General features: G+C 47.9%; 16 protein-coding genes and 1 tRNA gene. 15 read left to right on the forward strand and 2 right to left on the reverse strand.

Annotated features, from left to right (window positions below; genetic code table 11):
• Window positions 1-9: 9 nt before the first annotated feature.
• Window positions 10-100, forward strand: a tRNA-Ser gene (locus M0413_RS18695).
• Window positions 101-706: 606 nt separating this feature from the next.
• Here M0413_RS18695 and M0413_RS18700 read toward each other — a convergent pair.
• Complete coding sequence (locus tag M0413_RS18700; RefSeq protein ID WP_249555243.1) at window positions 707-1,237, reverse strand: hypothetical protein; 531 nt, start codon at window positions 1,235-1,237, stop codon at window positions 707-709.
• A 367-nt stretch (window positions 1,238-1,604) separates the two neighbouring features.
• Here M0413_RS18700 and M0413_RS18705 point away from each other — a divergent pair, with 367 nt between their 5' ends.
• The 5 genes from M0413_RS18705 (at window position 1,605) to M0413_RS18725 (ending at window position 7,153) form a co-directional block, all read left to right on the forward strand.
• Complete coding sequence (locus M0413_RS18705; RefSeq protein WP_249555245.1) at window positions 1,605-3,278, forward strand: ribulokinase; 1,674 nt, start codon at window positions 1,605-1,607, stop codon at window positions 3,276-3,278.
• A gap of 1 nt (window position 3,279) precedes the next feature.
• Entirely contained in the window at window positions 3,280-3,975 is a 696-nt protein-coding gene (locus tag M0413_RS18710; RefSeq protein WP_011626173.1) for an L-ribulose-5-phosphate 4-epimerase, read from the forward strand.
• 38 nt (window positions 3,976-4,013) lie between these two features.
• On the forward strand, window positions 4,014-5,516 hold the full coding sequence (gene araA, locus M0413_RS18715; protein WP_249555247.1) for an L-arabinose isomerase: 1,503 nt from the start codon (window positions 4,014-4,016) through the stop codon (window positions 5,514-5,516).
• 76 nt (window positions 5,517-5,592) lie between these two features.
• Window positions 5,593-6,201: an HAD family hydrolase gene (locus M0413_RS18720; RefSeq protein ID WP_069454964.1), complete on the forward strand. Its 609-nt coding sequence runs from the start codon at window positions 5,593-5,595 to the stop codon at window positions 6,199-6,201.
• 235 nt (window positions 6,202-6,436) lie between these two features.
• Entirely contained in the window at window positions 6,437-7,153 is a 717-nt protein-coding gene (locus M0413_RS18725; RefSeq protein WP_037418975.1) for a FadR/GntR family transcriptional regulator, read from the forward strand.
• Between the two features lie 93 nt (window positions 7,154-7,246).
• Here the strand turns inward: M0413_RS18725 and M0413_RS18730 are convergent, their stop codons facing one another.
• Window positions 7,247-8,206 carry a glycoside hydrolase family 43 protein gene (locus M0413_RS18730; protein WP_249555248.1) on the reverse strand — a complete coding sequence of 320 codons (960 nt, stop codon included), beginning with the start codon at window positions 8,204-8,206 and terminating at the stop codon, window positions 7,247-7,249.
• A 186-nt stretch (window positions 8,207-8,392) separates the two neighbouring features.
• Here M0413_RS18730 and M0413_RS18735 point away from each other — a divergent pair, with 186 nt between their 5' ends.
• The 9 genes from M0413_RS18735 (at window position 8,393) to M0413_RS18775 (ending at window position 18,977) form a co-directional block, all read left to right on the forward strand.
• Window positions 8,393-10,036, forward strand: a complete 1,644-nt coding sequence (locus M0413_RS18735; RefSeq protein WP_249555250.1) for an IlvD/Edd family dehydratase — start codon at window positions 8,393-8,395, stop codon at window positions 10,034-10,036.
• 148 nt (window positions 10,037-10,184) lie between these two features.
• Entirely contained in the window at window positions 10,185-10,955 is a 771-nt protein-coding gene (locus tag M0413_RS18740; RefSeq protein ID WP_055647349.1) for an SDR family NAD(P)-dependent oxidoreductase, read from the forward strand.
• Between the two features lie 80 nt (window positions 10,956-11,035).
• Window positions 11,036-12,091: an aldose epimerase family protein gene (locus M0413_RS18745; protein ID WP_249555252.1), complete on the forward strand. Its 1,056-nt coding sequence runs from the start codon at window positions 11,036-11,038 to the stop codon at window positions 12,089-12,091.
• Between the two features lie 97 nt (window positions 12,092-12,188).
• The gene (locus tag M0413_RS18750) at window positions 12,189-13,130 is read left to right on the forward strand and encodes an ABC transporter substrate-binding protein (protein WP_144346532.1); all 942 of its coding nucleotides are present in this window, start codon (window positions 12,189-12,191) and stop codon (window positions 13,128-13,130) included.
• Window positions 13,131-13,159: 29 nt separating this feature from the next.
• The gene (locus M0413_RS18755) at window positions 13,160-14,659 is read left to right on the forward strand and encodes a sugar ABC transporter ATP-binding protein (RefSeq protein WP_249555254.1); all 1,500 of its coding nucleotides are present in this window, start codon (window positions 13,160-13,162) and stop codon (window positions 14,657-14,659) included.
• Window positions 14,660-15,844 carry an ABC transporter permease gene (locus M0413_RS18760; protein WP_144374645.1) on the forward strand — a complete coding sequence of 395 codons (1,185 nt, stop codon included), beginning with the start codon at window positions 14,660-14,662 and terminating at the stop codon, window positions 15,842-15,844. It begins immediately after the preceding gene.
• A complete protein-coding gene (yjfF, locus tag M0413_RS18765; protein WP_047536264.1) occupies window positions 15,841-16,803 on the forward strand; it encodes a galactofuranose ABC transporter, permease protein YjfF in 963 nt (320 codons plus the stop codon). Before M0413_RS18760 ends, yjfF begins: the two co-directional genes overlap by 4 nt.
• The gene (locus tag M0413_RS18770) at window positions 16,778-17,914 is read left to right on the forward strand and encodes a glycoside hydrolase family 43 protein (RefSeq protein WP_413740179.1); all 1,137 of its coding nucleotides are present in this window, start codon (window positions 16,778-16,780) and stop codon (window positions 17,912-17,914) included. Before yjfF ends, M0413_RS18770 begins: the two co-directional genes overlap by 26 nt.
• Before the next feature lie 61 nt (window positions 17,915-17,975).
• Complete coding sequence (locus tag M0413_RS18775; RefSeq protein WP_249555258.1) at window positions 17,976-18,977, forward strand: family 43 glycosylhydrolase; 1,002 nt, start codon at window positions 17,976-17,978, stop codon at window positions 18,975-18,977.
• The last annotated feature ends 173 nt before the right edge of the window (window positions 18,978-19,150 follow it).

Consider the following 19,150-nt stretch of genomic DNA (forward strand, 5'->3'; position numbering starts at 1 on the left):
GCATCGTTCGGAGGGGTGGCAGAGTGGTTTAATGCACCGGTCTTGAAAACCGGCGTGGGTTTATAGCCCACCCAGGGTTCAAATCCCTGCTCCTCCGCCATATTCTACGGAAAAGCCATCAGCAATGATGGCTTTTTTGTTTTTGGAATTTCGGGAGTTGAACCCTAGGGTTCCTAATTCTAAGCGCAGCTCCTTGGCAATATTCCACAGATAAACCATTAGTAATGATAGCTTTTCTGTTTTGGAATTTCGGGAGTTGAACCCTAGGATTCCTCATGCTAATCGCAGCTCCTCCGCGAGATCCCACGGAAAATCCATCAACAATGATGGATTTTTTTATTTATGGAATTTGACGCGGCCTTTTTCTTTCGCAATAGATTTAATTTCCCATTAGCTAGGGCGTGTTGACGTTTCGGGATTAGATTTTGTTCGTTCTGGCAAGCTCGTGCTCGCGAAACGAGGAATGATGTGTAGTTATTCTACTCAAATGACGAGTGACAAAGAGCAAGGGCTTGCCAGACGAACCCTTCGGGCAGCATTTGGCTGGCTTTTCTGCCGCGTTATCGTCCGTTTATGTAGAATAACTACACTGCACGGACGTTGCCTTGCATAAAAGCCAGCCTAATTGCTGCAAAAATAACCATGAAACGTCAACACGCCCTAGGATTTTCAAATAGCAAAGCAGCTTAGGATAAGTAAGGCTAGGCTAAGTGAGCTTATGCCTGATAAGACTTAGCGCAAAAGCTTCATAGGCAGGAACCGTTTCATTCCCCACCCATGTACTGTAGATGCAGGCGGGTTCACTCAATATGAGTCCAAGAGCATCAACATAGTCGGCGCCGTTGACCACCAAGAACTGCTTTTTATAGGGCAACAACACCATCTGCGGTGATTGCTTTAAAAAAGTCAGTGCCTCATCAAAACCGCTGAACCAGTGATTGAGCAAGGTATCGCAGCGCCTGCTATGGAATAGGGTACCTAAGTCTTCACCGATGTGTGCTTGCCCAGATAACACTCTTTGGCAGTGATTAAAATCAGTAAAACCGATTTCACGAGCCAATAGGCTTTGGCAATGCTTAAGCTGAATATCCTGCTGCGTAAAACCTTGCTTATTCATCAAGGGGGCGAATTTATCCAGCGCCATTGCATCACCAGCGTGGCAGGCTTTAAGGCGCTTTTTAGCGTGGATTTTGACTTCAGTTAAGGCGCGTGGTGCTGGGGTAATTTGTTGTATCACAAACAATTCTCCTAAGTTTTATTGGCATTTCCGCTAAGCCAAACCTAATCAATTGTTGTGTCATACATGTGATGCGTACATCGAGATATGAGTCAGAGTGATGTCATCTTCTGCGGATAGGTGTCTCTGCAACCTAGCGCCATTATTCGACTTCTTACCGTTTGAGTCAAGCTAAGCGCAGCTTAGTTTTCCACACTCTTCCTCACCTAATCGTTACATGCTCAGCCTTAATGTTAAAAATTTTATCACCCAACAACTAAAATCATATTGTATTACTATTAACTCGTAGTAATATTGTAGTATGAAATGATATTCACTCTACCTGCGTAAACCGAATAGGGCGCAGACAAAATGAATGGGGATGCAAATGTCGAATGTTTTAGGGGCTTACGCGTTAGGGCTTGATTACGGCTCTGATTCAGTACGCGCGTTATTGGTGGATACCCAAACGGGCGCAGAAGTAGCAACCAATGTGGTGTACTACCCACGTTGGAAGAAGGGGCTGTTTTGTGAGCCCGCGAAGAATCAATTTAGACAACATCCCCTCGATTACATCGAAAGTCTTATCGAGGTAGTGCAAGGATTATGGACAAAAGCCCCCAGTGGCGCCGCGCAAAGAGTCTGCGGGTTGAGTGTTGATACCACAGGTTCAACTCCCATTGCCGTCGACGAATCTGGCGTTGCCTTAGCCTTAAAACCAGAGTTTGCGAATAACCCCAATGCCATGTTTTTGCTTTGGAAAGATCACAGCGCCATCCTCGAAGCTCAGCAAATTACCGCCGCGGCAAATAATGCAAACGAAAATTACCTGAAATATGAAGGGGGAATTTACTCCTCCGAATGGTTTTGGGCCAAAGCGCTATTCGTACTGCGCCACGACACAGAAGTCAGACAAGCTGCCTATAGCTGGGTCGAGCACTGTGATTGGATCACCGCATTAATGACGGGCACCACACATCCAAAAGTCTTTAAGGCTGGGCGCTGCGCCGCCGGTCATAAAGTGATGTGGCACGAGTCATGGAATGGCTATCCACCGAATGACTTTTTCGTTGGCATCGACCCTTTACTCGATGGTTTAAGAGACAAATTACCCCTTGAAACCTGCACATCCGACACGGTTTGTGGCCTGCTAACACCAGAGTGGGCGCAGCATTTAGGACTATCGACCGAGGTTATCGTGTCTTTTGGCTCATTCGACTGCCACGCAGGCGCCGTTGGGGCCAATGTTAAGCCCGGCGTATTAACCAAGGTGATGGGGACCTCTACCTGCGACATTACCGTCGCCAGTTATGAAGATATTGGTGAGCGTTGTATCAAAGGGATTTGCGGTCAGGTCGATGGTTCCGTATTACCCGGCATGATTGGCCTTGAAGCGGGTCAGTCCGCCTTTGGCGATCTCTACGCTTGGTTTAGGGAACTCACCGCATGGCCGATGCAACAGCTCGACACTTCAGCGCTGTTTGATGACGACACCAGAGCCAAACTTATTCAGCAACTCGAGGCTGAAACCTTAACCGTGCTGGGCAATGCGGCCGCGAAACTCCCCGTTGGCGAGACGGGTATTGTCGCGCTGGATTGGATTAATGGACGTCGCACGCCCGATGCTGATCAATCCGTTGCCATGGCTATCACAGGCTTAACCATGGGCAGCCAAGCACCGCAAGTCTTCAAAGCCTTAGTGGAAGCCAGCGCCTATGGCGCACGGGCCATTATCGAGCGCTTCAAACAAGAAGGCGTTTGCATTGACCATGTGGTCACTATAGGTGGGATCTCGAAAAAATCCGACTTCATTATGCAAACCTGCGCCGATGTGTGGAATTGCAATATCGACGTACTCGAGAGCGAACAAAGCTGTGCCCTCGGCGCCGCCATTTATGCCGCAACCGCAGCCGGGGTTTATCCCGATGTGTTGAGTGCCCAAGCCGCAATGGCCTCAAGCGTTGCGAAAACCTATCAACCGAATCCTGAAAACGCACAGAAATATCAAGCGCTTTATCAAGCGTACTTAGCCCTTGGCCACTATGTTGATGGAGCAAAATAAGATGTCTTTTTTAGAGCTAAAACGCGAAGTCTACGAAGCCAACATGGAGCTTGAGAAACGCAAACTGGTGACTTACACCTTTGGCAACGTTTCACAAATTGACCGTCAACTGGGCGTGATTGGTATCAAGCCCAGCGGCGTGCCCTATGAAGATTTGAAGGTTGAAGACATTGTGATTGTTGACCTTGAGAATCAAATCGTCGAAGGGCGCATGCGTCCTTCATCCGATACCAAGACGCACACCTATTTGTATCGTCAGTGGCAGAGTATTGGTGGCATTACCCATACCCATTCAACCTATGCCACCGCGTGGGCGCAGGCGCAGATCGCGATTCCCTGCTTAGGCACGACACAGGCCGATTATGTGTACGGTGAAATTCCATGCACAGCAGTGATGCGCAATGATCAGATCAGCCGCGACTACGAAGAAGAAACCGGCGTGCAGATCCTCGATTGTTTCGCCGACCGAGATCCCAACGAGTCGCCCATGGTGATAGTGGCAGGGCATGCTCCGTTCACTTGGGGCGCGAATGCAGCTAAATCTGTGTACCACGCCGTGTTGCTCGAAGAAATCGCTCGGATGGCGTATCTCACCAAAACCTTATCACCAGGTATCAGTCAGTTAAAACAAGAGCTTATTGATAAGCATTATTTGCGTAAGCATGGAAAAGACGCTTATTACGGCCAAAGCAAGTAATTGCCAGTCGGGTCTCATTTCAAACTAGAGAGAGTAATATGAAAGCCTTCAAACAAAAACAAGTGTGGTTTATCACAGGGTCACAGGATTTATACGGCCCGAAGGTATTAGAGCAAGTCGCTAAAAACAGTGAGCAAATTGTTCATGGCTTTAATGAATCTTCCGCTATTTCGATAGAAGTGGTGTATAAGCCAACCGTAAAATCTCCACGGGAAATTCATGCCGTATGCCAAGCGGCCAACAGCGATGAAAACTGTGTTGGCGTCATTCTGTGGATGCACACTTTCTCTCCCGCCAAGATGTGGATTGCTGGCCTGAATGAATTAAGCAAGCCATTCATGCATTTACATACCCAGTTCAATGCCGAGCTCCCTTGGAGCGAAATCAATATGAACTATATGAACACCCACCAAAGTGCCCACGGTTGCCGCGAATTTGGTTTTATCGGCACTCGTATGCGTAAAGAGCGCAAAGTGGTTGTGGGTCACTGGCAATCGAGCGATGTACAGTCACAAATCGATGATTGGTGCCGCGCAGCAGCGGGTTGGCACGAGAGCCAAAACCTGCGTATCGCCCGCTTTGGCGACAACATGCGTCAAGTGGCCGTGACCGAAGGCGACAAAGTTGCCGCACAAATTCAATTCGGTTACGAAGTGCACGCCTATAGCTTAGGTGAACTTAATGAAGCGATTGCAGCCATTGCCGAAGGCGATGTAACCGCACAGCTCGACCGTTACGCCAGCGAATACCAAGTGGGTAACGAACTTTTTGGTGATGAATACCAATTAGACCGTTTAAGAAAAGAAGCCAAGATTGAACTCGGCTTAACCCAATTCTTAACCCAAGGTCAATTTGGTGCCTTTACCAACTGCTTCGAAAACCTGACTGGTATGACAGGATTACCGGGACTGGCTACCCAACGTCTGATGGCGAACGGTTTCGGTTACGGCGGCGAAGGTGACTGGAAAACGGCTGCCATGGTGCGCATTATGAAGGTCATGGGCCAAGGCCGTGCCGGTGGAACTTCATTTATGGAAGACTACACCTATAACTTTGGCGAGACAGATCAAGTTCTCGGCGCCCACATGTTAGAAGTGTGCCCCTCGATTGCTGCGGCAAAACCGCGTTTAGAAGTTCACCGCCATACCATTGGTGTGCGTTGTGACGTGCCACGTCTGTTATTCACTGGTAAAGCGGGCCCTGCAATCAATGTATCGACAATCGATTTAGGTAACCGTTTCCGTATCATTCTCAATGAATTAGATACAGTGACACCACCACAGGATCTGCCAAATCTGCCTGTCGCGTCTGCGCTGTGGGAGCCTCGTCCGAATTTAGCGGTTGCCGCCGCAGCCTGGATCCACGCCGGTGGCGCTCACCACTCGGCCTATAGTCAAGCCATCACCACAGATCAGATTGTCGACTTTGCCGAAATGGCCGGCGCTGAACTGGTTATCATCGATGCCGACACTAAGATCCGCGAGTTTAAGAATGAACTTCGCCAAAATTCCGTTTATTACGGTTTAGCAAGAGGGTTATAATTCTTGCGCAGGAACAAAGCCGCCTTCGGGCGGCTTTCATTTTTCTGGAACCATTCATTTCATAGGGTTAACACAGATGTATACAGAATTTGACGGCATTATCTTCGATATGGATGGCACCTTAGTAGACAGCGGTCAGTTGCATGAACAGGCATGGCGACAAACCTTGAATCACTTTGGGATCCCCGTGGAGCCTACACTAATGCGCTCGTTAGCTGGCGTGCCTACTATTGGCTCCTTAGAGATTCTGATCGCCCATTTTGGCGTCACACCAACGGCCAGTTGCGAAGCCATGAACGAGTATAAAGAAGCTCTAGTGCGCGACACTATGCATTTATATGTCAAACCGACGGCATTAGCCGAATTTGCCAAGCAGAATCAGGGCAAACGCCCAATGGCGGTCGGCACAGGCGCCTACACAGAGGAAGCAATTCAAATCTTAACCCTGTGTGGATTGTTGGAATTAGTCGATTATGTGGTGGGGGCTGACCAAGTCGCGTCACCCAAACCTGCGCCTGATACTTTTTTACGCTGCGCCGAGTTGATGGGCATAGCGCCAGAGCGCTGTATCGTATTTGAAGATGCGAAGGCGGGTATCCAAGCCGCCGAAGCGGCGGGGATGTTTGTGGTCGATGTGCATGCTGAATTACAGATTGAAAATGACTATTTCCTAGGCGCTCAATAGCCGTTGCGAGCTTGTCCAATCACTGGCTAAAACGCAAAATTAGGCTTTACAATGTAAAAGTTTGGGGTAAGGTAGGGACAATGAGTTTAAGGAAATTCCCATAAATTCTTAGCGTTAACAAAATTTTTATTACCTTTATCATGAAAGGTAGTATCATAACATTTGTTTATCAGCGTTAAGTACCTTATCCAGCTGATTGGATTGAGCACAGAGATAGAGAGTTAAAGAGGGCACTATGGCAAATCAGGCAAATAACCGTCCGCAGAATATCCATAACTGGGTGGCAAGCGAATTAGGTTCTCGCATTGTGGGCGGCTTTTATGCGCCAGGTGAATATATCCCTAACGAAAATGCTATCTGTGAAGAGCTGGAAGTATCACGCACCTCCTTAAGGGAAGCCTTTAAGGTGCTCACAGCAAAAGGGCTTATCGAGTCTCGCCCTAAGCTTGGCACTCGAATTCGTGAGCGTCGCCACTGGAATATGTTTGATCCGGTGATCTTAAACTGGTTTTCCCAATCGAAACCTTCACCCGAGTTTTATACTTCGCTCTATGAAATTCGTGCCGTATTTGAACCTGCTGCGGCGGAATTGGCTGCCAAGAAACGCACCCCAGAGCAGCTTGAGGTGATTGCGGCTGCTTATGCCAAGATGGAAGCGGCCGAATTAGGTACGGATGAAGTGTATACCTCGGATATCGATTTCCACATGGCGATTTTAGATGCGACCAATAACGAGTTTATGGTGTCTCTCGGCGTGTCGATTCAATCTGCACTGCTCGAAATCTTTAGACTCAGTAGCACAATTCAGGATGACTTTATCCAATCACTCCCAGGCCATAAGGCCATTTATACTGCGATTGCCGCAGGGGACAGTGAAGGCGCGAAAGCCGAGATGAATAAATTACTCTCGACGTCTCAAGATACAGTGCATAAAAATATCGTGCGTAAATAACGGCTTGCTTAAATTTTTAACGCCGCTTTACTGCAAATAAAAAAGGTGAACTTAGGTTCACCTTTTTTACTTTAGAGCGAGTAAAAAATAGGATTACTGCGGCTCGTTGATGCCTTCGCTTGTCATATGAATACGCTGTAGGGTGCCATCGGCATTGTAATGCAGCGGGTCAATTGCGACTGAACGTCTAAACTCACCGCCACCATTCTGCGAGGCGCCGGTATGATAGATAAAGTAGGATTTACCTTTAAATTCAATGATTGCTTGATGGTTTGTCGGCGAGTTGCCCGCCACTTCATTTAAGATGCCGTGGTACTTCCAGGGGCCCAGAATGCTATCACTGGTGGCATAGGCAATTTTTTCAGGGAAGCCTGAAGCGTATGAAAGATAATAGGTTTTATCTTTTTTATGTACCCAAAGTGCTTCGGTAAAGTTAGGAACATCAATAGCATGGATCGGGCCATCGAGTTCAATCATATTGGGTTTTAACTTGGCAAATCTTGGCTTAGTGTTGCCCCAAAACAGATAGGCTTGCTTGTCATCATCGATAAAAACAGCAGGATCGATATCATCCCAATCAATCTCAGTATCTGTGGTCATATCATTGGTGATAAGGGCGCTGCCGCGGGCATCCTTGAAAGGGCCGAGTGGACTATCTGCAACCGCGACACCTATGGCAAAACCATTGATTTTGTTGTGTCTTACCGTGACATACCAGTAAAACTTACCTTCTTTTTCGATCACATGGCTGGCCCATGCATCTCCTTTTGCCCAGCTGAAATCCTTCACCGATAACTTGCTACCGTGGGCCGTCCAGTTATGCATATCCTTAGAGCTAAAAACCAGCCAGTCATGCATTTCAAAGAAGGTACGATTGTCCTTTGCAACATCATGGCCAGTATAAAGATAGACAGTATCTTGGTGCACTATAGCGGCAGGATCGGCGGTAAATACATCCGTAAACAAAGGGTTCGCAGCAATTGCCGCTGTACTTGCCGTGGTGATCAATGCCAAACAAGCACTCACACAAATACTAGAAAATGCCTTTTTCATACTTCCTCTATTGTTTTTTGATATTTTAGTATTATAGTAATACCAATACTTTTACGTGCTAGCAATATTAAAGTACAAATTGTTAACCCAGGGCATAAAGGTGCGCCAACTCTCTGATAGTCGACTGTAATGCGGCTAATTGAATATGTCGGGCAGGGCACGTGCTTTGGAAAACGAAGGTGTCATATGAATAATAAAAAACCGAAAACACTTCGTTCGGCAAGCTGGTTTGGTAGTGATGATAAAAATGGCTTTATGTACCGCAGTTGGATGAAAAACCAAGGCATACCAGAGCATCACTTTCAAAATAAGCCTGTGATTGGGATTTGTAATACCTGGTCGGAATTGACGCCCTGCAATGGTCATCTGCGGGAATTGGCCCAAAGAGTAAAGAATGGTATTCGGGAAGCGGGTGGCATTCCGGTGGAGTTCCCCGTGTTTTCAAATGGCGAGTCCAATTTGCGCCCTAGCGCCATGTTAACGCGTAACCTTGCGGCTATGGACACGGAAGAAGCCATTCGTGGCAATCCCATCGACGGTGTTGTGCTGTTAGTGGGCTGCGATAAAACGACTCCGGCTTTATTAATGGGCGCGGCCAGTTGTGATTTACCGACAATCGTTGTTACCGGTGGTCCCATGCTCAATGGTAAGCATAAGGGCCAGGATGTCGGTTCGGGCACACTCGTGTGGGAACTGCATCAAGAATATAAAGCTGGCAACATCAGTCTCTCCGCATTTATGAATGCCGAAGCGGATATGTCACGCTCAACGGGCACCTGCAACACTATGGGAACAGCATCGACTATGGCCTGTATGGTGGAAACCCTTGGGGTGAGTTTGCCACACAATGCAGCCATTCCTGCGGTGGATTCTCGCCGCCAAGTATTGGCGCATATGTCGGGAATGCGAATTGTGGACATGGTCAAAGAGGATTTGACCTTAAGTAAAATTTTAAGCCGTGATGCTTTTATTAATGCCATCAAAGTCAATGCTGCCATTGGTGGTTCAACCAACGCCGTTATCCATTTAAAGGCGATTGCCGGCAGGATAGGTGTTGAGCTGTCACTCGATGACTGGCGCCATGGTTACGAAGTACCGACCATAGTGAATCTTAAGCCTTCGGGTCAGTACTTAATGGAAGACTTTTACTATGCAGGTGGACTGCCAGCAGTATTAAGGCAGCTGTTTGAACAAGATTTACTGAGCAAAAACACGCTCACCGTCAATGCTGCTAGCCTCTGGGACAATGTTAAAGAGGCGCCTTGTTATAACCAAGAGGTGATTATGTCACTTGAAAATCCCTTGGTCGAAAATGGCGGCATTCGCGTACTGCGCGGCAATCTCGCGCCTCGCGGCGCAGTGATCAAGCCCTCCGCCGCCAGCGCGCACTTGATGCAACACCGTGGTAAAGCGGTCGTGTTTGAAAGTTTTGATGATTACAACGCCCGCATTGGTGATCCCGAACTGGAGATAGATGAAACCAGTATTATGGTGCTTAAAAACTGTGGCCCTAAGGGATATCCGGGCATGGCTGAGGTTGGCAATATGGGATTGCCACCTAAGCTTTTGAAAAAAGGAATTAAAGATATGGTAAGGATTTCCGATGCACGCATGAGTGGCACCGCCTTTGGTACCGTTGTTCTCCATGTTGCGCCAGAAGCGCAGGCACTCGGGCCGCTCGCCGCAGTACAAAATGGTGACATGATAGCGCTCGATACCTATGCAGGGATATTACAGCTGGAGATCAGCGATCAAGAGTTACAGGCGCGCCTAGCAAAACTCGCGGCGGTGAAATCCATTCCAATCAATGGCGGCTATCTCTCGCTCTAAAGACCATGTGCTGCAGGCGGATGAGGGATGTGATTTTGATTTTCTCGTGGGATGTCGAGGTGCAGAGATACCCGCACATTCCCATTAAATATGAACTCGTTTTCTTTTATAATGAAACCAAATAATTATTTTAATAAAAGGTTGAGTTATGAAGTTGACTAATCAATACCCGAGTTTACAAGGTAAGACCATTTTTATCAGTGGCGGTGGTACGGGTATTGGGGCTTGCTTAGTACGGTCTTTTTTAGAGCAGGGCGCTAAGGTGGCATTTGTCGACATTTTAGTTGAGGAGTCGACTCAACTTGTCACAGGCCTTAAGCAGACTCAGCCTGACGCTAGCGTGAAATTTTATCACTGTGATCTTGTCGATGTAGCTGCGCTTAAAAGCGTCATTGCTCAGGTGGAAGACGATTTAGGCCCTATCTCAGTATTGATTAACAATGCCGCGTGCGATGAAAGGCATAGCATAGATGAAGTCACGCCAGAATATTGGGACCAATGCTTAAATACCAATTTGCGGCACTACTTTTTTGCCGTACAAGCGGTAAGACCGCAAATGCAGCGGCTCGGCGGGGGTTCTGTTATCAATTTTGGCTCGATGAGTTGGCACAATCGTCAAGCGGGAATGGCGGGATATACGGCCTCAAAAGCTGGTGTCATGGGCTTAACTCGAGGTTTAGCCGCCGATTTAGGCAAAGATAAAATCCGGATTAATACCTTAACGCCGGGTTGGGTGATGACAAAACGTCAACTCACACACTGGGTAGATAAAGATACGGCAAAACATATCGAAAATAACCAATGTATTAAAGAATATGTGATGCCCGAAGATATTGCTGCTATGGCGTTATTTTTAGCAGCAGATGATAGCAAACTCTGCACCGCACAAAATTTTATTGTCGATGGTGGTTGGATTTAAATATCACAATAAAATTTCAGTTCATTGAATAATGAGGTGAGTGCTGAGTTTATTTTTAAATAAAAGGTAAAGCACTCACCATGCAACTCTCCGTCTCTAAAAAAAATGTAGAACATGCCGCATTTGCGGATGAATTACAATTAGTCACGCTTACCAATAGCCACGGGCTTGAAGTGGTTCTGTCAAATTACGGCGCTAGCATTTGGTCGGTAAAACTTTATGGCAAAGATGAGCAACCTATTTCATTAAGTCTTGGCTATCAAGATATTAAAGATTGGGAGACTAATCCGTATTATTTTGGTATTACCGCAGGCCGTGTCGCGAATCGTATTGGTAAAGCACAATTTCCCTTAGCAGGTAAAACGATTCAATTAGTCGCCAATGAAGGCAATAACCAACTTCACGGCGGCCCTAAAGGATTAAGCCATTGCACTTGGCAGATTGAGACTTTGCAGGACAGTGACAGTGTGGCGGCGGTTTTCAGCATTACCAGTCCCGATGGCGATCAAGGATTTCCGGGTAATCTTGCCATTAAGCTAGAATACCGCCTCAATGAAAACAATGAATTAATCCTAAGTTATCACGCCACTTGCGATAAAACCACACCCGTCTGTTTAACCAATCATGCCTACTGGAATCTTGCCTCAAACAAACAGCAAGGTATTTTGGAGCATGAGTTAACCATCCATGCCAGCCATATTCTTGCCCTAGATAATGAACAGATCCCAACCGGCGAATTAATCCTAGTCGACGATAGCGCCTACGATTTTAAACAACCAAAGGCTATTGCCACGGATATTAAGCAATTAGCTAATGGTTATGATCATTATTTTGTGATGGATAGAAATCCTGACAATAAAAACAGTTTGCAGACTATTGCGGTATTAAAAGATCCGCTTTCCGGCCGAGAACTCGAAATTAGCACCACAGAAGTTGGCGTGCAATTTTACAGTGGCAACTTTCTCGATGGCAGCCATATTGACCATGAAGGTTATAGCATTAATCAATTCCATGGGCTCTGTTTTGAAACCCACGGTTATCCGAATGCGGTAAACATTGACCATTTCCCGAGTGTAATGCTCGAGGCAAATACTCAATATCAACAAATTACGGTACATAAGTTTAAGAATATTTAATTCAATAAAGGCGAAATAATATTTATTTATACGAGTTAGCCTGCTGATTTTAGCAGGCTGGGGATCTCTGTTACCTAAAATTATAAAGGGAATAATAATGAAACATAATAAAATCATTACCGCATTGGGATTATGGGCTGTGAGTGCAACTTGTGCCTACGCCACTACGGTGGGCTTTTCACAGGTTGGATCCGAGAGTGGTTGGCGAACGAGCTTCAGTGAAGCTGTTAAAGCTGAGGCCAAACAGCGGGGTATAGATTTAAAATTTGCCGACGCTCAGCAAAAACAAGAGAACCAAATCAAAGCCGTGCGTAGCTTTATCGCCCAAGGCGTGGATGCCATTATTATCGCGCCTGTAGTGGAAACAGGCTGGAAGCCAGTGCTGAGAGAAGCGAAACGCGCCAACATCCCTGTAGTGATAGTAGACCGTAATATCAAGGTCGATGATGATTCCCTATTCCTCACCCGTATCGCCTCCGACTTTACCGAAGAAGGCCGCAAGATTGGCCAATGGCTCATGGATAAAACCCAAGGCAACTGTGATATCGCCGAATTACAGGGCACAGTCGGGGCAACCGCAGCGATTGATCGCGCCACTGGTTTTAACCAAGTGATTGCCAATTATCCCAATGCCAAGATTGTTCGCAGCCAAACCGGCGAATTTACCCGCGCTAAGGGTAAAGAAGTGATGGAAGGTTTCCTCAAGGCCCAAAATGGTCAGCCACTGTGCGCCGTGTGGGCGCACAACGATGAAATGGCCCTGGGTGCAGTGCAAGCCATTAAAGAGGCGGGTTTAAAACCGGGCAAAGATATCCTGATTGTCTCTGTGGATGGTGTGCCAGATTACTTTAAGGCCATGGCCGATGGTGATGTGAACGCCACGGTTGAACTTAGCCCTTACTTAGGTGGCCCAGCGTTTGATGCTATCGATGCGTATCTTAAGGGTAACAAGGAGCAGCCTAAGCTTATCAGCACCACGGGCGACGTATTTACCCAAGAAACCGCTGCCGCCGAGTACGAAAAGCGTCGCCAGCAATAGTCAGATTGACGCTTTCTTGGGGAATAGCTATGAGCCTTATTTTAGAACTCAAGCAGATCAGTAAGCACTATCCGGGCGTAAAAGCCCTTGAGGATGTGAGTTTGCGGTTATTTGCGGGGGAAGTTCACGCCCTGCTCGGCGAAAACGGTGCGGGTAAATCGACGCTGGTGAAAGTGATGACGGGCGCCCAATCAAAAGATATGGGCGACATCCTCTTTCTGGGTGAGCCGCAACATTTCAACACACCAATGGATGCGCAAAAGGCGGGGATCAGTACGGTTTATCAGGAGGTGAACCTAGTGCCTAACCTGACCGTGGCACAAAATTTGTTCCTTGGTTACGAACCGCGCCGCCTTGGTCTTATTCATTTCAAAAAAATGTATGCCGATGCGCGCGCAGTGTTGACCCAGTTTAAGCTGGATATCGATGTTAGCGCGCCGCTGTCGGACTATTCCATCGCGGTGCAACAACTCATTGCCATCGCCCGTGGTGTTGCTATGTCGGCCAAGGTATTAGTGCTCGATGAGCCTACGGCGAGCTTAGATGCCAAAGAAGTGCAAGTGCTGTTTGGGATCTTAAATCAGCTCAAAGCCAAGGGTGTGGCCATCGTCTTTATCACTCACTTCCTCGATCAGGTTTACCAGATAAGCGATCGCATTACCGTGCTGCGTAACGGACGTTTTATTGGCGAATATCTTACGGCCGAGCTGCCACAGCCTAAGCTGATTGAAGCTATGCTCGGGCGCTCACTGCAGGAGCAATTGGTCGATAAGCAGGAAAAGGAACGCACGGTTGCCAGCGCCGATGCAGTGTTGTTATCCCTTGAAGGTGTGTCGGTAAAAGGCTCGATTCAAGCGATGAATCTTACCGTACCTAAGGGGCAGGCGGTCGGACTTGCGGGTCTTTTAGGATCGGGGCGCAGCGAAGTCTGCAACGCCGTATTTGGGCTGGATTTAGTCGATAGCGGCAGTATTCATTTGGCGGGCCAGAAACTCAAGCTGTCGCAACCCGTGGATGCGATCAGCGCCGGGATAGCCCTGTGCCCTGAAGATCGTAAGATTGACGGCATTATCGGCCCTTTGTCTATCCGTGAAAACATCATACTCGCGCTGCAAGCGCGTATCGGTTGGTGGCGTTATTTATCTAAAGCTCGGCAGCAGGAAATTGCCCAGTTCTTTATCGATAAATTACAGATTGCGACACCGGACGCAGATAAACCCATAGAGCAATTAAGTGGCGGTAATCAGCAAAAGGTGATCCTCGCCCGTTGGTTAGCCATAGAGCCGATTTTATTGGTACTGGATGAGCCGACCCGTGGCATCGATATTGGTGCCCACGCTGAAATCGTCAAGCTTATCAGAAGCCTGTGTGATGAAGGCATGTCACTATTGGTCGCATCGTCCGAGCTTGATGAGCTTGTGGCCTTTTCAAATAAAGTCGTGGTGCTACGCGACAGATATGCAGTACGTGAACTTTCAGGCGCGGAATTAACCTCGCAGCACGTCATGCAAGCGATTGCGGAGGGATAAATGAAAAGCTCTGTCCAAACCCTATCGACCGAATCATTTTCGTCTGAGTCGAACTCATCTGAACGACAACGGATGCAGGAAAGCCACAAAACCATGGTTCAAGAAAAAAACACCCGTTACCAAGCGGGCAAGTCGACCTCCATTGGTCGATACCTCTGGCCACTCTTGGCTTTAGGTATTCTGTTACTTGCCAATCTGTTTATTGATAGCAATTTCTTTAATATCAGCTATCAAGACGACAGACTCTATGGCTCTTTGATTGATATCTTAAATCGCAGTGCACCCGTGGCGCTGCTCTCCATTGGCATGAGTCTCGTGATTGCCACTGGCGGTATTGACCTGTCGGTTGGTGCCGTAATGGCGATTGCGGGCGCCGTTTGCGCGAATCTACTGTTAGTGCCGGATTTAAGCTTAGTCATCGTCATTGCTGCAGGCCTGAGTATTGGGCTCTTAGCCGGTTGTATTAATGGCGGTCTGGTGAGTTTCTTAGGCATTCAACCGATTGTCGCAACCTTGTTGCTTATGGTGGCAGGGCGCGGTGTTGCTCAGCTTATCAACCAAGGGCAAATTATCACCTTCCAGCACCCAGGCTTTGCCGCTATTGGCGTGGGCCAGTTTTTAGGCCTGCCGATGCCAGTGTGGATTGTGATTGGGATGCTGATCTTTAGCCAATTACTGCTACGTAAAACCGCCTTAGGGCTGTTTATCGAAGCGGTGGGCTGTAATGCTAAGGCGAGTCGTTACCTTGGGATCAACGATAAATCCATCAAACTGTTCGCCTATGCCATTGCGGGTCTGTGCGCGGCATTGGCCGGGATGATCAGCACCGCCGATATCCAAGGCTCAGATGCCAATAACGCAGGCCTGTGGCTTGAGCTCGATGCCATATTAGCGGTGGTTATTGGCGGCGCCGCACTCACCGGTGGGCGTTTCTCCTTAGTCTTGTCGGTTGTGGGCGGGCTGATCATTCAAACCTTAGCGACCACGATTATCGTCAGTGGTTTACCCGCTAAATTTAACTTGCTGATCAAGGCCATCGTTATCCTGACCGTGCTGCTGTTGCAATCGGATAAATTTAGGCGCCAATTGTCGGCGCTATTCAAATCCAAGCGCCAAGCGGATGCAAAACCAGCAGAAAAGGGCACAAGTGCAAAAGTCAGCACAGCGACAGGAGAAAAACCATGATAGCAAGACGTTTTATCCCGCTGTGGATCACCGCATCATTGCTGCTGACGATGTTTCTGGTCGGCACCTTTCAGTTTGACGGTTTTGCCAGCGGCCGAGTAGTCACCAACCTGTTGCGTGATAATGCTTTTTTACTTATCACCGCATTAGGCATGACCTTAGTGATTATCTCCGGGGGCATTGATCTTTCAGTTGGCGCCGTCATCGCCTTAAGTGGGGTTGTCAGCAGTTTATTGATCACTGAGTACCAGTGGCATCCATTGTTGGCCTTTGCGGTTATCTTGCCCCTTGGCACGCTGTTTGGTGCACTCATGGGCACTATTATCCATGTGTATAAGTTGCAGCCTTTTATCGTGACGCTTGCGGGCATGTTCCTTGCACGGGGCTTAGCGACGACGCTCAGCGAAGAGTCGATTGCCATTGACCATCCATTTTACGATGCGGTGGCAGAGATGAGCATTGCACTACCAGGCAATGCTGCGCTCGATTTAAGCTCACTGATCTTTATTCTGTTTTTTGTGATTATCGCCATTGTGATGCATTACAGCCGTTTCGGCACCAATGTGTATGCCATTGGTGGCAATCAACATTCTGCTGAACTAATGGGGATTTCCATCGCTAAAACCACCATCAGTATTTACGCCATCAGTAGCTTTCTGGCAACGCTGGCAGGCATTGTCTTTACCTTTTACACCTTCTCTGGCTATGCGCTTGGCGCCATTGGTGTCGAACTGGATGCCATTGCGGCCGTGGTGATTGGCGGTACGTTACTGACGGGCGGCAGTGGATTTGTGGTCGGCACTGTACTTGGAGTGATTTTGATGGGGGTGATCCAAACCTATATCACCTTCGATGGCAGCTTAAGCAGTTGGTGGACCAAAATAGTTATCGGACTCTTATTGTTCTTTTTCATCCTATTGCAGAAACTCTTGAATGGACGCAAAAAATCACATGGATAATCGTCAACCTAACCTGTCGGTCTTTCGGCGCTTGCTTTTGAACTGTGGCTTACTCGCCGCATTGGCATTGCCATTAGCGCAAGCCGTGCCCGTACTTGAAATTAGCCGCGCACAATCCCACAGCGCCACGGCGCAAACCCTCGATGCGAATGCGCCCTTTATCGAGAGAAGGGCGGATCCTTGGGTGATCCGCGATGATGACGGCAGTTATTATTTTATTGCCTCAGTACCTGAGTTTGACCGCATCGAACTTCGCCACGCGAAAACCATTGACGGTTTACACCAAGCAACGCCTAAAACCCTGTGGCGCAAGCATGAAACCGGCCCAATGAGTATCGATATTTGGGCGCCTGAGCTGCACAAAATCGATGGTCGCTGGTATATCTATTTTGCGGCCAGCAATAAGGATGTGCGTTTTCATAACCGCATGTTTGTCTTAGGACTCGAGGGTGACTCGCCGATGACGGGGCAGTGGCAGGAGCTTGGCAAATTGCAATCGGCACAGGATGCCTTCTCACTCGATGCGACCAGCTTTAGCCTCAAGGGCGAGCGATATTTTATTTGGGCGCAGCAGGACAAAGCCAAGCGTTACAACACCGGTTTAGTGATTGCCAAAATGCTATCGCCAACTCAACTCTCTGATAACGAAACCATTATCAGCGAGCCCTTATTGGATTGGGAACGTTTAGGCTTTAAAGTCAACGAAGGCGCTGCGGTGTTGGTTAAAAACGGTAAAGTCTTCGTGACCTATTCCGCCAGTGCCACGGACGACCGTTATGCCATGGGGCTATTATGGGCCGATGAAAATGCCGATTTACTCGATCCCAAGAGTTGGCATAAATCGCCAAGCCCAATCTTTACCACTGAGCCTAGCCTGAATCGTTTTGGTCCTGGCCATAATAGTTTTGTGCTGGCAGAGGATGGTAAAACCGAGCTGATGTTTTACCATGCTCGTAATTACCTTGAGCTGCAGGGGACACCATTGACTGACGGTAATAGACACACTTACTACCGCGCCATTCGCTGGTCGGCGGACGGTTTCCCAGTATTTGATAATCAGCAGAGCGATAGCCAAACCCTGCATCAGCAAGACACGCAATCCCGCGAATAAGCGAAATGCGTTTAACAGACACGAACCGCACACTTAAGTAATCGAAATAGACAGGTTTTCCATGATAAGAGCAACAAACAGCCCCCTAGTCGAGCAGCGCGCCGATCCCTTTGTGTATCGACATAGCGACGGTTATTACTACTTTACGGGCTCTGTTCCGACCTACGATCGGATTGAACTGCGTAAATCCAAGACCTTAGACGGCTTGAAAGACGCCCAAACCTTCGATATCTGGTTTAAACACCAAAGCGGCCCGATGAGCCGCCACGTATGGGCACCCGAGATCCATTATATCGACGGCAAATGGTACATCTACTTTGCGGCCAGCGAAGAAGAAAATATTTGGGCCTTACGCCCCTATGTGCTTGAGTGCCAAGGGCAAGATCCCTTGAATGATGAATGGATTGAACTTGGCATGATGCAGGCGGCCGATGGTGATAATAAGTCATTTATCGACTTTTCCTTAGATGCGACCATTTTTGAAAACAACGGTAAGCGTTACTTCTGCTGGGCGGAGAAAACCGGCGGTCAATTTGCGGCATCCAACCTTTATTTAGCGGAAATGGCATCGCCCATCAAGTTAAAGACGGCGCAATTCATGCTCACCACCCCAGATTACGATTGGGAACGAGTCGATTTTTGGGTTAACGAAGGGCCTGCAGTGCTTAAACATCAGGGGAAAATTTTTATTACTTTCTCGGCCAGCGCCACAGGTGCTTGTTATTGCATGGGTTATATGGAGGCCGATGAGCATGCTGATTTGCTCGATCGTAACTCATGGAAGAAAACCCGCCAGCCAGTGCTGTGCACTGATGTCGACAAGCAAATCTTCGGCCCTGGTCATAACAGTTTCACCGTGGCTGAAGATGGCGTAACGCCCATCTGTGTGTACCATGCCCGTGATTATGAACATGCAGAGGGCGACCCAAGTGTGGTACCTAACACAGATACCCGTCCATTAGCCCAAATCATTAAAGATCCACTCTATGATCCCAATCGCCATGCTCGGATGTTAGCGGTGGCATTTGATGAGAGCGGGCGCCCCTTGTTCAACCTCTACTAATTCATTTACCACCACAAATGATTCGATAACCGCGGGGCATGCTTCAGCAGCCCCGCTTTTTTATGCCTGACTGAAGCGCGATTGTTTAGGCTCGCACGCAAAACAAGCTATTCCAATCGCTATTTCAATCACTTAACCGATTCAATCTTTGAAGCTAAAGATGTTATATTGCC

Origin of the sequence: Shewanella sp. 8A, assembly GCF_023475945.1 — a bacterium.
GTDB classification, from domain to species: Bacteria; Pseudomonadota; Gammaproteobacteria; order Enterobacterales; family Shewanellaceae; genus Shewanella; species Shewanella xiamenensis.

Coding starts and splice junctions, on each gene's coding strand:
- M0413_RS18730 (WP_249555248.1), bottom strand. CDS start 8,206: ATGAAAAAGGCATTTTCTAGTATTTGTGTGAGTGCTTGTTTGGCATTG.
- M0413_RS18720 (WP_069454964.1), top strand. CDS start 5,593: ATGTATACAGAATTTGACGGCATTATCTTCGATATGGATGGCACCTTA.
- M0413_RS18705 (WP_249555245.1), top strand. CDS start 1,605: ATGTCGAATGTTTTAGGGGCTTACGCGTTAGGGCTTGATTACGGCTCT.
- M0413_RS18750 (WP_144346532.1), top strand. CDS start 12,189: ATGAAACATAATAAAATCATTACCGCATTGGGATTATGGGCTGTGAGT.
- M0413_RS18735 (WP_249555250.1), top strand. CDS start 8,393: ATGAATAATAAAAAACCGAAAACACTTCGTTCGGCAAGCTGGTTTGGT.
- M0413_RS18760 (WP_144374645.1), top strand. CDS start 14,660: ATGAAAAGCTCTGTCCAAACCCTATCGACCGAATCATTTTCGTCTGAG.
- M0413_RS18745 (WP_249555252.1), top strand. CDS start 11,036: ATGCAACTCTCCGTCTCTAAAAAAAATGTAGAACATGCCGCATTTGCG.
- M0413_RS18740 (WP_055647349.1), top strand. CDS start 10,185: ATGAAGTTGACTAATCAATACCCGAGTTTACAAGGTAAGACCATTTTT.
- araA (WP_249555247.1), top strand. CDS start 4,014: ATGAAAGCCTTCAAACAAAAACAAGTGTGGTTTATCACAGGGTCACAG.
- M0413_RS18710 (WP_011626173.1), top strand. CDS start 3,280: ATGTCTTTTTTAGAGCTAAAACGCGAAGTCTACGAAGCCAACATGGAG.
- M0413_RS18775 (WP_249555258.1), top strand. CDS start 17,976: ATGATAAGAGCAACAAACAGCCCCCTAGTCGAGCAGCGCGCCGATCCC.
- yjfF (WP_047536264.1), top strand. CDS start 15,841: ATGATAGCAAGACGTTTTATCCCGCTGTGGATCACCGCATCATTGCTG.
- M0413_RS18770 (WP_413740179.1), top strand. CDS start 16,778: ATGGACGCAAAAAATCACATGGATAATCGTCAACCTAACCTGTCGGTC.
- M0413_RS18725 (WP_037418975.1), top strand. CDS start 6,437: ATGGCAAATCAGGCAAATAACCGTCCGCAGAATATCCATAACTGGGTG.
- M0413_RS18755 (WP_249555254.1), top strand. CDS start 13,160: ATGAGCCTTATTTTAGAACTCAAGCAGATCAGTAAGCACTATCCGGGC.